Raw genomic sequence first — 14,838 nt, forward strand, 5'->3', positions numbered from 1 at the left:
GGATCGGGGTACGGCATCGCGTGTCGGTCACCGTCCGGGTGAGGCATGGAGGTAGCCCGTGAGTGCCTTACGGAGGCATTCGAACCATGGCAGTCCAGTTCAACCACACGATCGTCCACGCCCGGGACAACCGGGAGTCCGCCGAGTTCCTGGCGGGAGTCCTCGGCCTTGAGGTCGGGGCCCAGTGGGGGCCGTTCGTCCCGGTGGCCACGGACAACGGCGTCACCCTCGACTTCGCGACGGTTCCGGCGGAGTCGATCGTCCTGCAGCACTACGCGTTCCTCGTCTCGGACGAGGAGTTCGACGCGGCCTTCGCCCGGATCGAGGCGGACGGCATCGCCTACTACGCCGACCCGCACATGAAGCTGCCCGGCGAGATCAACCACCACCACGGCGGCCGGGGGCTGTACTTCCTCGACCCGGCCGGCCACGGGCTGGAGATCATCACCCGCCCGTACGGCAGCCACTAGGCCGAAGCGGACGGTCCGGCGCCTGTCAAGCGCCGGACCGTCCAAGATCATCACCGCACTCGCCCGGCCGCTCGTTGTGGCAGCCCCGGACGACTTCGCAGACTGTGCGCACGGCATCGCCGCCGGTCAAACCCACCCCGCCTGCAAATCACTCGTAAGCATGATGGATACTGGCCCTTGTGAACGTGTTCACGTTCACAAGCGGACAAGCTTGCGCCGTTGAGCAGTGGTCTACGGCTATAGATGACGTTTGTGAAGTTTGTCCGGAACGTGACCTGTGACAGGTCGGTTGGAGAGAGGGCGACGTGGAACTGGCAATCGCTCACGAGACCATCGCGCGATGGCAATTCGGCATCACCACCGTCTACCACTTCCTCTTCGTCCCGCTCACCATCAGCCTGGCCGCGATAGTCGCCGGGCTGGAGACCGCCTGGGTGCGGACGAACAAGGAGAAGTACTTCCACGCCACCAAGTTCTGGGGGAAGCTCTTCCTGATCAACATCGCGATGGGCGTGGTCACCGGCATCGTCCAGGAGTTCCAGTTCGGCATGAACTGGTCGGACTACTCCCGGTTCGTCGGTGACGTCTTCGGCGCCCCGCTCGCGATGGAGGCGCTGATCGCCTTCTTCTTCGAGTCGACCTTCATCGGGCTCTGGATCTTCGGCTGGGACAAGCTGCCGAAGAAGCTGCACTGCGCCTGCATGTGGATGGTCTCGCTCGGCACCGTGCTCTCCGCCTACTTCATCCTGGCCGCCAACTCCTGGATGCAGCACCCGACCGGGTACACGATCGACCCGGCCACCGGCAAGGCGCAGCTCACCGACATCGCGCGGGTGCTGTTCCAGGACACCACCGTCACCGTCGTGCTGCACACCCTGACCGCGGCCTTCCTCACCGGCGCGGCCTTCATGGTCGGCATCGCCTCGTTCCACCTCTGGAAGGCCAAGCGCCGGCCCGGGACCGCCGACGCCAGGAAGACCGCCGTGATGCGGACCTCGCTGCGCCTCGGTCTCGTCCTCGCCGTCGTCTTCGGCCTCGGCACCGCGCTCAGCGGCGACTCGCTCGCCAAGGTGATGTTCCGCCAGCAGCCGATGAAGATGGCCGCCGCCGAGGCCCTCTGGGACACGCAGGCGCCGGCGCCCTTCTCGGTCTTCGCGGTCGGCGACGTCGGCAAGGGCCACAACTCGGTGGAGCTGGAGATCCCGGGGATACTCTCCTTCCTCGCCAACAGCGACTTCAGCTCGTCCGTCCCCGGCATCAACGACACGGCCAACGCCGAGGCCGCCAAGTACGGCGGCAACCCGAAGGACTACATCCCGAGCATCTTCGTCACCTACTGGGGATTCCGCCTCATGATCGGCTTCGGGATGACCTCCTTCGTGGCCGGCCTGGTCGGGCTCTGGACCACCAGGAAGCGGTTCCTCCTGGCACCGGAGTTCCGCACCGGCGAGACCGAGGTGCCCAGGCTGATGCTCACCCCCAAGCGGGAGCTGGGCCCGTTCCTCACCAAGTGGAGCTGGCGGATCGGCATCCTCACCATGGGGTTCCCGCTGATCGCCAACAGCTTCGGCTGGATCTTCACCGAGATGGGCCGCCAGCCGTGGGCCGTCTTCGGGCTGATGACGACCGCGAGCGCCGTCTCGCCGAACGTCGGCGTCGGCATGCAGATCGGCGCCCTGACCACCTTCACCGTGCTCTACGCGATCCTCGCCGTGATCGAGGTCCGGCTGCTGGTCAAGTACGCGAAGGCCGGCCCGGTCACCTCCGAGCAGCCGCCCGCCGAGGACCCGTCGCTGCGCGGCCCGTCCCGGGACGACGACGCCGACAAGCCGCTCGCCTTCGCCTACTGACGCCCGCTGGCGCCCGCTGAGGACCACTGAGGACTACTGAGGATCGATAGGACCGATTGACCATGGAACTCCACGACGTCTGGTTCGTCCTGATCGCCGTCCTGTGGACCGGCTACTTCTTCCTTGAGGGCTTCGACTTCGGCATCGGCATCCTGACCAAGCCGCTGGCCCGCAACACCGCCGAGCGGCGCGTCCTGATCAACACCATCGGCCCGGTCTGGGACGGCAACGAGGTCTGGCTGCTGACCGCCGGCGGCGCCACCTTCGCGGCCTTCCCGGACTGGTACGCCACGTTGTTCAGCGGCTTCTACGTCCCGCTGCTGGTCATCCTGGTCTGCCTGATCGTCCGCGGCGTCGCCTTCGAGTACCGGGCCAAGCGGCCGGAGCCGCGCTGGCAGCGGAACTGGGAGGAGGCCATCTTCTGGACCTCGCTGCTCCCGGCCTTCCTCTGGGGCGTTGCCTTCGCCAACATCGTCCGCGGCGTCGACATCGACGCGCAGAAGAACTACGTCGGCACCCTCTGGGACCTCCTCAACCCGTACGCCCTCCTCGGCGGCCTGGTGACGCTCAGCCTCTTCACCTTCCACGGCGCGCTGTTCGCCGCGCTCAAGACGGTCGGCGGGATCCGGGACCGGGCCCGGGCCATGGCCCTGCGGCTCGGCCTGGTGACGGCGGTGCTGGCGTCGGCCTTCCTGGTCTGGACCCAGGCCGACAGCGGCAACGGCTGGAGCCTGGCCGCGCTGGTGGTCGCGGTGCTGGCCCTGGCCGGCGCGCTGGCCGCGAACCGGCTGGCCCGCGAGGGCTGGGCGTTCGTCCTCTCCGGGGCGACCGTGGTGGCCGCGGTCGCGATGCTCTTCCTGTCGCTCTTCCCGGACGTGATGCCGTCCACCCTGAACGCCGACTGGAGCCTGACCGTCACCAACGCGGCCTCCTCGCCGTACACGCTGAAGCTGATGACCATCGTGGCCGCCGTCTTCACCCCGCTCGTGCTGCTCTACCAGGGCTGGACGTACTGGGTGTTCCGCCGGCGCATCGGCGTCCAGCACATCCCCGGGCACGACCCGGCCGCCGCCCTCGACCAGGCCTGACGCCATGAAGCCGGTCGACCCCCGCCTGCTCGCACACGCCCGCACCACCCGTGCCTTCCTCGCCGGATCGGTGGTCCTCGGCGCGGTGGGCGCGGCCCTGGTGGTCGCCCAGGCGGGCCTGATCGCCGAGATCGTGGTCCGCGCCTTCCAGCAGCGGGCCACGCTCGGCGAGCTGACCACCCCGCTGGTGCTGCTGGCGCTCACCGCGGTCGGGCGGGGGCTGGTCGGCTGGCTCACCGAGCTCACCGCGCACCGGTCCGTCGCCCGGGTGAAGTCCACCCTGCGGCGCCGGCTGCTCGACCACGCCACCGCGCTCGGCCCCGCCTACCTGGCGGGCCGGCGCACCGGCGAGCTCACCACCCTCGCCACCCGCGGCATCGACGCGCTCGACGACTACTTCGCCCGCTACCTGCCGCAGCTGGCGCTCGCCGTGGTCGTCCCGGTGATCGTGCTGCTGCGGATCGCCGGGGTCGACCTCGCCTCGGCCGCGATCATCGCCGGGACGCTGCCGCTGATCCCGCTCTTCATGGTGCTGATCGGCATGGCGACCCAGGCCCGGATGGACCGCCAGTGGGCCACCCTGTCCCGGCTCTCGCACCACTTCCTGGACGTGGTCGCCGGGCTACCCACCCTCAAGGTGTTCAACCGGGCCCGCGCCCAGGCCGCCGGCATCGCCCGGATCACCGCCGACTACCGCCGGGCCACCCTGCGCACCCTGCGGATCGCCTTCATCTCCTCCTTCGCACTGGAGCTGCTCTCCACCCTCTCGGTGGCGCTGGTCGCGGTCTCCATCGGCTTCCGCCTGGTGGACGGCACGCTCGACCTGGAGACCGGGCTGCTGATCCTGATCCTGGCCCCCGAGGTGTACTTCCCGATCCGCCAGGTCGGCGCGCTCTACCACTCCAGCGTCGAGGGCCTCACCGCGGCCGACGAGCTCTTCCAGGTGCTGGAGACGCCGCTCCCGGCGGCGGGAACCGTCACCGCGCCCGCCCTCGGCGGCGCCGTGATCGCCTGCGAGGCCCTGACCGTGCGCCACCCCGGCCGGACGGCCCCCGCGCTGGACGGCGCCGCCCTGATGCTCCGGCCTGGGGAGACCACCGCGCTCACCGGACCGAGCGGGGCCGGGAAGTCCACCCTGCTCGCCGTCCTGCTCGGACTCACCGCACCCGCCGCCGGCACCGTCACGGTCACCGCCGCCGACGGCCGGGCGTACGACCTGGCCGGGCTGGAGCCGGAGAGCTGGCGCCGCCAGATCGCCTGGGTGCCGCAGCACCCGCACCTGTTCGCCGGCACCGTCGCCGACAACCTGCGGCTCTACCGGCCGGACGCCGGGGAGGACGAGCTGCGGACGGCGCTGCGGGCCGCGCACGCGCTCGACTTCGTGCAGCGGCTGCCGCAGGGGCTCGCCACCCGGCTGGGCGAGGACGGCGCCGGACTGTCGGCCGGCCAGCGGCAGCGGCTGGCGCTCGCCCGGGTGCTGCTCGCCGAGGACCGGCCGCTGGTGCTGCTGGACGAGCCGACCGCCCACCTCGACGGCGAGTCGGAGGCCGCCGTGGTGGACGCCGTCCGGGCCCTGGCCGCCGACCCGGCACGCACCGTGCTGCTGGTCGCCCACCGGCCGGCGCTGCTGGCGGCCGCCGACCGGCGGGTCCGGCTGGCCGGGCCGGCGGTGCCCGCCGGGCCCCGGCCGCCGGTGCCCGCGCACAGCGGCCGGCCGGTGCCGGTCGCGGACGACGGCGGGGCGGACGGCGCGGAGGGGACCGGGACGGAGCCGGTGAAGCCCCGGCTGGCGCTCTCCGTGCTGCTCGGCGCACTCGCCCTCGGCTGCGCCGTCGCGCTGATGGCCACCTCCGGCTACCTCATCTCCCGCGCCTCCCAGATGCCGCCCGTCCTCTACCTGATGATGGCCGTCACCTCGGTGCGCGCCTTCGGCATCGGCCGGAGCGTCTTCCGCTACGCCGAGCGGCTGGTCTCGCACGACGCCGTGCTGCGCACCCTGGGCACGCTCCGGGCCGCCGTCCACCGCCGGCTGACCGTGCTCGCCCCGGCCGGGCTGCCCGCTTTCCGGCGCGGCGACCTGCTCTCCCGGCTGGTCGCCGACGTCGACGCGATCCAGGACCACTACCTGCGCTGGCGGCTGCCGGCCGCCGTCGCCGCCGTGGTGTCGCTGGCCGCCACCGTCGCGATGGCCGCCTTCCTGCCGGCCGCCGGCCTGGTGCTCGGCCTCGGACTGCTGCTGGCCGGGGCCGTGGTCCCGGCGCTGGCCGCCCGCTGGTCGGCCGGCGCCGAGCAACGGCAGGCACCGGCCCGCGGGCGGCTGTCCACCGCCGTGGTCGACGCCCTCACCGGGACCGCCGAGCTGACCGTCGCCGGTGCGCTGCCCGGCCGGCTGGCCGCCGTCCGCTCCGCCGACGCCGCGCTGACCGGTCTCGCCGCCCGCTCGGCCGCCACCACGGCGCTCGGCACCGGGCTGATCGCGCTGCTCACCGGGCTGACCGTGGCCGGCGCCGCCGCCGTCGGCATCCAGGGCGTGCAGGGCGGCGCGCTGGCGCCGGTCTGCCTGGCGGTGGTGGTGCTGACCCCGCTGGCCGCCTTCGAGGCGGTCACCGGGATGCCGCTCGCCGTGCAGGCCAGGCGGCGCAGCAGGGCCGCCGCGGCCCGGCTGGCCGAGGTGCTGGACGCGCCCGCCGTGGTCGCCGAGCCGGAGCACCCCGCCGCCCTGCCCGACCGGCCGCTGCCGGTCGCGGTGCGCGGGCTGACCGTCCGGCACCCCGGGCAGACGGTGGACGCGCTGGCCGGCGTCGACCTCGACCTGGCGCCCGGCCGCCGGATCGCCGTGGTCGGCCCGTCCGGCTCCGGCAAGACCACGCTGGCCCACGCGCTGCTGCGGTTCCTGGACCAGACGGCGGGCAGTGTCACGCTCGCCGTCGGCTGTCCACAGGCTGTGGACAGCCGAGAGCTGGCGGGGGACGACGTCCGCCGGGTGATCGGGCTCTGCGCCCAGGACGCCCACGTCTTCGACAGCTCGCTCCGGGAGAACCTGCGCCTCGCCCGGCCCGCCGCCACCGAGGACGAACTGCGCGCGGCGTTGGCCGCCGCCCGGCTGCTCGACTGGACCGACACCCTCCCGGCCGGACTCGACACCATGGTCGGCGAGCACGGCGCGCGGCTCTCCGGCGGCCAGCGCCAACGGCTCGCGCTCGCCCGCGCGCTGCTGGCCGACTTCCCGGTGCTGGTCCTGGACGAGCCCGCCGAGCACCTCGACCTGCCCACCGCCGACGCGCTCACCGCCGACCTGTTGGCCGCCACGGCCGGCCGGACCACCGTGCTGATCACCCACCGGCTGGCCGGCCTGGACGGCACCACCGTCGACGAGGTGCTGGTGCTGGACGGGGGCCGGGTGGCCGAGCGCGGCACCTGGTCGGAGCTGGTCGCCCTGCCCGGCGGCCGGCTGCGGGCGATGCGGGAGCGCGAGCTGGAGGCGGACGGGCTGCTGGAGGCCGGCGGGCCGCTGGAGGAGAGCCTGGCCGGGCGCTGACGGATCGCGCCGCCCTTCGGCAGAAAGTCGCGCGACCCTTCGGCAGAAAACCGTACAAACTACGCTCGTCACCATGGACCCCACGCCAGACCTGCCCAACGCCGCCGCGTCCCGCCCGGCACCGGCCCCGGGACCGGACCCGACACCCCACCGGGTGCCCGAGATCTCCTCGCTCGGGCTGGACACCCTGGTCACCGAGGTGGCGGAACGTCTCCAGTCGGCCGCCGCCGTCACCGACCGGATGCAGCGGCTGCTGGAGGCCGTGGTCTCGGTCGGCTCCGGCCTCGACCTGCACGCCACGCTGCACCGGATCGCCACCGGCGCCGCCGAACTGGTCGACGCCCGGTACGCGGCGCTCGGGGTGATCGCGCCCGGCGGCCACGGCCTGGCGGACTTCATCCACGTCGGGATCGACGACGCGACCGCCGCCGCGATCGGCGAACTGCCGGCCGGCCGCGGCATCCTCGGCGCGCTGATCGACCGGCCCGAGCCGCTGCGCCTCACCGACCTCGGCGCCGACCCGCGCTCCTCCGGGTTCCCGTCGCACCACCCGAGGATGCGGACCTTCCTCGGCGAGCCGATCCGGATCCGGGACGAGGTGTTCGGCAACCTCTACCTCACCGAGAAGAAGGGCGGCGGCGCGTTCACCCCCGAGGACGAGCAGGTCGTGCACGCGCTCGCCGCGGCGGCGGGCGTCGCGATCGAGAACTCCCGGCTCTACGAGGAGGGCCTGCGCCGTGAGCGGTGGATCGCGGGCGCGGCCGCCGTCACCACCGCCCTGCTCTCCACCGACGAGGCGCAGGTCGCGCTGACCGTCGCGGCCGAGCAGGTCCGGGAGCTCGCGGACGCCGCGCTCGGCATGATCCTGCTGCCGACCGAGGACGGCGACGACGACGGGCAGATGCGGGTGGCCCACGCCTCCGGCGAGGTCGCCGAGTTCGTCCGCGGCGAGCTGCTGCCGAAGGACAGCTTCGCCTCCCGGCTCCTCCAGGGTGAGAGCGTCTACCTGGACGACATGTCCAGCGACCCGACCGTGGTGATGCGGCTGGCGCGCAACTTCGGCCCGTCGATGGCGGTGCCGATGGTCGCGGCCGGCCGGGTGCTGGGCGGGCTCTGCGTCTGGCGCCCGCGCGGTGCGCTGCCGTTCACCGAGGCGGAGAAGCAGCTCGCCGAGACCTTCGCCTCGCAGGCCGCGCTCGCGCTGCGGCTCGCCGAGGGCCAGCGGGACCAGCAGCGGCTCGCCGTCTTCCAGGACCGCGACCGGATCGCCCGCGACCTCCACGACCTGGTGATCCAGCGGCTGTTCGCCACCGGGATGATGCTGGAGAGCGCCGCCCGGCGGGCCGTCGTCCCCGAGGTCAGGACCGGCATCGGCAAAGCGGTGGACGAGTTGGACGCCACCATCCAGGAGGTCCGCACCACCATCTACGCGCTCCAGCACGACAACCACGGCGACGCGCCGGACACCCTGCGGACCAGGGTGCTGCGCGAGGGCAGCCAGGCCGCGGCGGCGCTCGGGTTCAAGCCCTCGGTGACCTTCACCGGCCCGGTGGAGAGCCTGGTCGGCGAGAAGACCGGCCGTCAACTGCTGGCGGCCCTGCGGGAGATGCTCTCCAACACGGCCCGGCACGCCCGGGCCTCGCGGGTCGGCGTGGAGGTCGACGCGACCGTGCACCTGGACGACGAGGGGCACCCGGTGAGCGGCGATCCGGAGTCGCTGGACCGCGCCGGGCGGCCCGGGGTGCTGCTCACCGTCACCGACGACGGCGTCGGGATCCCGGCCGGCGGCCGGCGCAGCGGCCTGCGCAACCTCACCCGGCGGGCCGAGGTGCTCGGCGGGGACGCCTGGCACGAGCCCGGGCCGTACGGGAAGGGGACGATGGTCCGCTGGACGGCCCGGCTCTAGGAACCGCCGCCCGCGGGCGACGGGCCTGGGTGCGGGGCGGTCTGCGGGGCCTGCCGTGGGCCCGCCGTGGGGTGTCCCGGGGGTGGCTCGCCTTCGAACGGGCTGTGCGCGAGAGGGGGGCGAGACGGGCAGTTGGTGTGCAGTCGGTGAAAGTTTAACGAGGGAGAACTTCCCGGCCAACGGAGCAAGTTGTGCATTTGCCGCCCTTCCGGCCCGCTCGTGTGCACACATAGCTTTACTCCCGTCTCGGAGGGGTACCGGACTGGGGGAGCAGTGGACGCGTCAGGCCACGGTCACACCGCAGCAGGGGCAAGTCGAGGGGGCTTCCGCGCCGAACGGGCGCCGGACGGCCGGTACCGCTGGCAACTCAAGGCGCCCAACGGCCGGGTCGTGGCGATCACACCGGCCGCCTACCGGACGGCCGCCGAGGCCGAGCGCGGCTTCGACGGCTTACGCGCCGGAGCCGACGGCCTGGTCGCCCGGATCACCCACGTCCGGGACGGCATCGGCTGGATCTGGGTCGTGCCCGGTTCGCGCGGCCTCCCCGAGGTGCGCTCCAGCCGCGCGTACGAGCGGTACGCGACCTGCCAGAACGCCTTCCGGCGGTTCGTGGTGCTGCTGGCCAAGCATCCCGCACTCGAACTCCCCGATCCCGCCGGCCCGTTACGAGTAGCCGAGACCTCCAGGGCCTCCGGCGCGTCCAGATCCCCCAAGCCGTTGAGAGCGCCCGATGCCGCCCGCTGAGCGCCGCGGCCCGCGCCTGCTGATCGTCCCCGCCCCCGACCGCCGCGTCGGCTGGGCCCTGCGCGCGGCCAACGGCCGCCAGCTCGGCGTCGGCGTCCGGACCTACCGCGACGAGGACGAACTCGTCGACGCCGTCCGCGAACTGGTCATCGAGCGGGCCGCCCTGCGGTGCACCGTCGGCCAGTCCGAGGCCCGGCTCTGGGCCTGGACCGCGCACCTGCCGCTGCTCAGTACCCGGCCGGGCGCCGGCGAGGGCGGGCCGGTCGCCCGCAGCGCCCGCGGCTACCTCCGGCGCGACCAGTGCCAGGCCGGCGTGGAGGGCTTCCTCTCCGGGCTCCGGTGGATCGGCCGGGAGCTGCGCAGCGGCGGCCGGGGCGACCGACGGCCCTGGTGACCCGCGCACCCCGAAACCCCCCTCCCCGGTGAAGCGCAGGTTTCCGGCAACCCCCCGGGCCGCCACCTGGAGAAGAACGTCACCGGCCCCCGACCTGCGGCTTTCCACCCCGCCGCGGCCGCGCTGACCAGTTGTTAAACCTGTCCGAACCGATGAGTCGACAATCGCCGGCCGCCGCCGACGGCCCTTCCGGCGCAACCGCCGCGCCCACCAGGATCAGCTCTGCCGGAGCGGCCGCCGCGGACGCGGTCACCGGCCCCGGAACCCCGACCAGGGCCCGGGTACAGCGATGTACGTCTCTCCCACCGGAGGAACAGGAACATGCGCAAGACCGCTGCCAAGCTGCTCGCCGTTGCCGCCATCGCCACCTCGGTCGCCACCGTCGCGAGCGGTACCGCGCTCGCCGACCCGACCGTCACCCCGGCCGCCCAGGACATCGTGAGCGTCGGCTCCGACACGACCCAGGCCGTGTCGAACCAGTTCTCGACCGACTACAACGCGTACCTGACCAGCATCGGCGACACCACCTCGCCGCGCTACTACAGCTGGGACGCGACCGGCTCCGCCACCATCACCCCGAAGTCCGGCGCCACCTCCATCCCGCGTCCGAACGGCTCGGGCGCCGGCATCAGCGCGCTGAACGCGACCGGCAGCCAGGTCGACGTGGCCCGCTCCTCGCGCGGTCCGAAGCCCAACCCGGGCGGCGACCCGACCACCGACGTCTTCGTGGCCTTCGCCAAGGACGCCGTCTCCTGGTCCGCCCCGTCCGGCGGCTACGCCCCGGCGAACCTCACCACCGCGCAGCTCAAGGCCATCTACGAGTGCACCACCACCGACTGGCACACGCTGGTCCCGGCCGTCCCGGCCGGCACCACCATCAAGCCGTACCTGCCGCAGGCCAACTCCGGCACCCGGTCCTTCTTCCTGTCCGCGATCGGCAACCCGGCCCTCGGCGGCTGCGTCGTGACCGGCCCGCAGGAGAACGAGGGCACCGACCCGGTGTTCACCAACGCGGCCTCCGTCTTCCCGTACTCGGTCGCGCACTACATCGGCCAGGTCTTCAACGGTCACAGCAGCGGCAGTGACGCGGCCGGCACCCTGACCATCCGCAGCGTGGACGGCGTCTCGCCGCTCACTGCCACCAACACCCTCTCGCCGGCCTTCGCGGCCACCGCGTACGGCCGCGTGGTCTACAACGTGGTCCGCCAGGCCGAGTGGACCGCGACGGACGCCCACGGCACCGCGCTCCGCAACATCTTCGGCCCGGCCAGCACCAACGGCTGGATCTGCAAGAACGGCACCAACGACATCAAGAGCTACGGCTTCCTGCCCCTCCCGGGTGCCGCCTGCGGCAGCACCATCCAGAACAACAGCTGACCTCCCGTCAGTGACCGGCGGCCGGGGGTGCCGAACCCCCCCGGCCGCCGGGCCCGGTCCGGCCCTCGGGCCGGTGTTCCGCCTCGCACAACCCCTCACCTCTCCCAAGGAGTTCAGCATGTCCCGTAACCGCGCCCGCCTCGCCGCCGCCGGTGCCGCCGTGGCCCTCGCCGTGACCGGTGCGAGCGGTGTCGCCGTCGCCGACACCGCCCCGGCGGCCCCGACCGGCAGCGCGGTGGTGCACGAGAACACCACCTTCCTGAAGGACTCCGCCGTCAACGGCCTGGTGGTCATCCCGCTCCCGTCGGCGACCCCGTCCTACGACGGCACCGCCGGCTTCTCGGCGGCCTTCCCGGTGGCCGGCGGCTCGGTCAACCTCCCGGCGTACTACGGGAACGTGCAGCTCGGCGGCGGCCTGCTCTTCATCAACGTCTTCACCGGCAAGAGCGCCGTCTTCAAGCAGCTCGCGTTCAGCGCCGACACCTGGCAGCTCACCGGTGTGCCGGTGGACGGCACCGCCCCGGTGGCGCTGCTGGACCCGGCCGGCGCCACCACGGTGAACCGGGTGGGGGCCACCCAGACCCTGGCCGCCGCCGACCTCCAGGTGGACGCCGAGGGCGCGCAGTACGTGGACGCCAAGCTGAACACCTCCTTCTTCAAGGCCGGCCAGTCGATCGGCTCGTTCTCGCTGACCTTCACCACCGGTAGCTGACCTCCTGACGGTTCCGGGGTGTTTCCGTGGGCCCGCGCCGCAGCGCGGGCCCACGTCGTTCGTTTCGGAGTTCCCAACTCCGTTACAGAGTTGTCGCGTTGGGCCCTCGTACATCAGGCCGACCGAATCCGGCCACCTCCGGCTGGCCGAATGGATGCGCACCGGAATCGCCGGCCGCTCGCAGCCTGATCCATCCTCCGCGCCGCGCAGTGCCCGGCGCGGGACCGTACGGAGGTGCCCGATGAGAATCCGCCCGCCCGAACCCCGAACACCGGGGTGGTGGCGCCGTCGACTACCGGCGCTGGCCATCGTCTGGGCCGTGGTGACGGCAGTCGGCACCGTTCCGGTCGCGATCGGCGCACTTCCCGAGGCGAAGGCGGCGGCCCCCACGACGGTCCCGGGGCCCAAGGTCTGGCAGCCCGAGACGGGGACGTACGGCCCCGAGGGCAGCGTCACGGTCTCCCAGACGGCCGACCTCGTCAACCAGGTGCTCCAGGTCTCGTGGAGCGGCTTCACCCCGACGGTCAACTTCGTCACCGGCACCCCCGCCACGGTCGTCCCGAAGGGGAGCGCGTCCATCGCCTACGCGGTGCGGGTCTACCAGTGCCGGGGCACCCAGCCGAAGATCACCGACTGCTACGGCACCACGCTCTACAACGCCGATCCGGCCGCGGGCTTCGAGCAGACGGCCCCGCCGGCCGGGACCACCCAGCCGGACTTCCAGTCGAACATGGCCCTCGCGCCGACCGGTCCGGACGGCTCCGGCGTCGCCAACATCGAGGTCTGGACGGCCCAGCAGAGCCCGTCGCTCGGCTGCGACGCCACTCACGCCTGCTCGCTGGTCGTCGAACCGAACTACGGCGGCGACCCGGCGGACGTGTACAGCATCCGCAACGGCGCGGCCGACTGCGGCGACCACACCACCGACGTCGACTACTTCACCAACACGGCGACGGACTACACCGTCACCTTCCAGACCAACGACAACCCGGGCCCCTCCTTCAAGCACCTCGTGGGCGAGCAGTGCGCCTGGGGCAACCACGTCGTCGTCCCGCTCTCCTTCGCGCCCACCCCGGGCGACTGCAAGGCCCAGGCCGCGGCGTTCAGGCTGGCCGGCCTGGAGATGGCCAACCGGGCCATGCAGCAGTGGCGTTCGGGCCTGTGCCTGGGCGAGGACCCGATGACCGTGCAGTACACCCTGGGCGGCGGCGAGCCGCAGGCCCGGACCTCCTTCCTCTCCGGCAGCGGGCCCGACGTCGCACTGACGGCGAGGCCGGACCGCTCGCCCCCCGCCCGGCGCCACGTCTACTCCCCGCTGGCCACCTCGGGCATCTCCGTCGTCTACGTCGTCGACGACCAGAAGACCGGCCGGCAGATCCGGGACCTCAGGCTCAACGCCCGGCTGGTCGCCAAACTGCTGACCCAGTCCTACGCGTCCCCCGGTCTGGCGATCCCCACGGTGGAGGGCAACCCGACCTGCTTCCTGCGGGACCCGGAGTTCCTGAAGCTGAACCCGGAGACGCCGGAGAACGGCATCCACTGGCCGGAGACCTGCTCCCGGTTCCTGCCGATCGTCGTCGGCAGCACCACCGACCTCACCTACCAGCTGACCTCCTGGATCGCCGCTGACCCGGACGCCGCGCGGTTCCTGGACGGCGAGGCCGACCCCTGGGGCATGCACGTCAACACCGTCTACCAGCGGCCGAAGTTCGGCGGCTACCCGGTCGACTCGCTCCAGCGCCAGGACGACTCCGGGGTGACCGACCCGAAGGCCGGCGAGGTGCTCCAGCACTGGAAGCAGTTCGAGTGGAACCCGATCGGCGCCGACGGCCTGGTCGGGGTCTCCCGCAAGACCCTCCAGAACCAGCCGACCTGCGTCAACACCGACATCAACGGGGTCGGCGGCCACGACGCCTGCCCGCCGATGGAGCGCGGCGTCCGCACCCTGTTCGCGATCATGGACTCCGGCCAGGCCAAGGCGTACTCGCTGCCGGAGGCGGCGCTGCTGAACCCGGCCGGCGAGTACGTGCCGCCGACCGCCGCGGGCTTCCAGTCGGCGCTGGCCGACATGCCGGTCGACGCCGTCACCGGGACGCAGGAGCTCCCCTACGGCGCCTCCGGCACCGAGTTCTCCCGCGACCGGCAGGCCTACCCGCTCACCACCGTCCAGTACGCGATGGTGCCCACCTCGGGCGTCGCCACCGGGAAGGCCGCCGCGATCGCGCGCTTCCTGCGGACGGTCACCGACGGCGGCCAGGTCTACGGCACCTCCCCCGGCAAGCTCGCACCGGGCTTCCTCAGCCTGACCAGCGCCCAGCGCCAGCAGGCCCAGGACGCCGCGACGCACGTCGAGGCCCAGGACGGCAAGCTGCCCGGCAACCAGGTGCCGCCGCCCGGACCCCCGGCCGGCGGTGAGGGCGGGACCACCGGCGGTGCCACCTCGGGGGGCGCGGCCACGCCCGTCGACTCCGGCGGCGCGGCCGGCGGGACGACTCCCGTCGACGGCGGCGGTACGTCCGGAGCCGCCACCGGCGGGTCGGACTCGGGCTCCGGCTCCAGCTCCGGCACGGGCTCGGGCTCCGGCTCCGGGACCGGCGGATCCGGTACCTCGGGTGACCTCGGCGCCTCGGCCGGAACCTCCGGTGCGGCCGGCGGCGCCGCCCCCGCGGCGGGCGGCCCGGCAGCCGGTGCCAAGCCCACGGCCGGCCCGTCCGGCGGTCCGCTCGCCGCCGCCCCCGTGGCGGCCGGCACCCCGGCCC

Annotated in this window: 9 protein-coding genes and 1 pseudogene; all 10 read left to right on the top strand. The window is 73.1% G+C overall.

Annotated elements, in window-relative coordinates; genetic code table 11:
* Window positions 1–86 precede the first annotated feature (86 nt).
* Window positions 87–470: a VOC family protein gene (locus J5Y04_RS30195; protein WP_148643729.1), complete on the top strand. Its 384-nt coding sequence runs from the start codon at window positions 87–89 to the stop codon at window positions 468–470.
* A 305-nt stretch (window positions 471–775) separates the two neighbouring features.
* Entirely contained in the window at window positions 776–2,320 is a 1,545-nt protein-coding gene (locus tag J5Y04_RS30200) for a cytochrome ubiquinol oxidase subunit I (protein WP_209415565.1), read from the top strand.
* Window positions 2,321–2,382: 62 nt separating this feature from the next.
* On the top strand, window positions 2,383–3,408 hold the full coding sequence (gene cydB, locus J5Y04_RS30205) for a cytochrome d ubiquinol oxidase subunit II (protein ID WP_209415566.1): 1,026 nt from the start codon (window positions 2,383–2,385) through the stop codon (window positions 3,406–3,408).
* A 4-nt stretch (window positions 3,409–3,412) separates the two neighbouring features.
* Window positions 3,413–6,946, top strand: coding sequence for a thiol reductant ABC exporter subunit CydD (gene cydD / locus J5Y04_RS30210; protein ID WP_209415567.1), 3,534 nt, complete (start codon window positions 3,413–3,415; stop codon window positions 6,944–6,946).
* A gap of 73 nt (window positions 6,947–7,019) precedes the next feature.
* Window positions 7,020–8,852, top strand: a complete 1,833-nt coding sequence (locus tag J5Y04_RS30215) for a GAF domain-containing protein (protein WP_209415568.1) — start codon at window positions 7,020–7,022, stop codon at window positions 8,850–8,852.
* 390 nt (window positions 8,853–9,242) lie between these two features.
* A complete protein-coding gene (locus J5Y04_RS30220; protein WP_374106141.1) occupies window positions 9,243–9,596 on the top strand; it encodes a hypothetical protein in 354 nt (117 codons plus the stop codon).
* Entirely contained in the window at window positions 9,583–9,990 is a 408-nt protein-coding gene (locus J5Y04_RS30225) for a hypothetical protein (RefSeq protein WP_209415570.1), read from the top strand. The genes J5Y04_RS30220 and J5Y04_RS30225 overlap by 14 nt, the downstream gene beginning before the upstream one ends.
* Before the next feature lie 321 nt (window positions 9,991–10,311).
* Window positions 10,312–11,367, top strand: a complete 1,056-nt coding sequence (locus J5Y04_RS30230) for a substrate-binding domain-containing protein (protein WP_209415571.1) — start codon at window positions 10,312–10,314, stop codon at window positions 11,365–11,367.
* 118 nt (window positions 11,368–11,485) lie between these two features.
* Window positions 11,486–12,079, top strand: coding sequence for a hypothetical protein (locus J5Y04_RS30235; protein WP_209415572.1), 594 nt, complete (start codon window positions 11,486–11,488; stop codon window positions 12,077–12,079).
* A gap of 319 nt (window positions 12,080–12,398) precedes the next feature.
* Window positions 12,399–14,838 (top strand): annotated as a pseudogene (locus tag J5Y04_RS30240) (hypothetical protein); the annotation flags it as partial.

It is taken from the genome of Kitasatospora sp. RG8, from assembly GCF_017813315.1.
GTDB lineage: Bacteria > Actinomycetota > Actinomycetes > Streptomycetales > Streptomycetaceae > Kitasatospora.

Bases quoted from the DNA above. Each gene is read 5' to 3' on its own strand.
- J5Y04_RS30195 (WP_148643729.1), top strand. From the start codon at position 87: ATGGCAGTCCAGTTCAACCACACGATCGTCCACGCCCGGGACAACCGG.
- cydB (WP_209415566.1), top strand. From the start codon at position 2,383: ATGGAACTCCACGACGTCTGGTTCGTCCTGATCGCCGTCCTGTGGACC.
- cydD (WP_209415567.1), top strand. From the start codon at position 3,413: ATGAAGCCGGTCGACCCCCGCCTGCTCGCACACGCCCGCACCACCCGT.
- J5Y04_RS30215 (WP_209415568.1), top strand. From the start codon at position 7,020: ATGGACCCCACGCCAGACCTGCCCAACGCCGCCGCGTCCCGCCCGGCA.
- J5Y04_RS30225 (WP_209415570.1), top strand. From the start codon at position 9,583: ATGCCGCCCGCTGAGCGCCGCGGCCCGCGCCTGCTGATCGTCCCCGCC.
- J5Y04_RS30230 (WP_209415571.1), top strand. From the start codon at position 10,312: ATGCGCAAGACCGCTGCCAAGCTGCTCGCCGTTGCCGCCATCGCCACC.
- J5Y04_RS30235 (WP_209415572.1), top strand. From the start codon at position 11,486: ATGTCCCGTAACCGCGCCCGCCTCGCCGCCGCCGGTGCCGCCGTGGCC.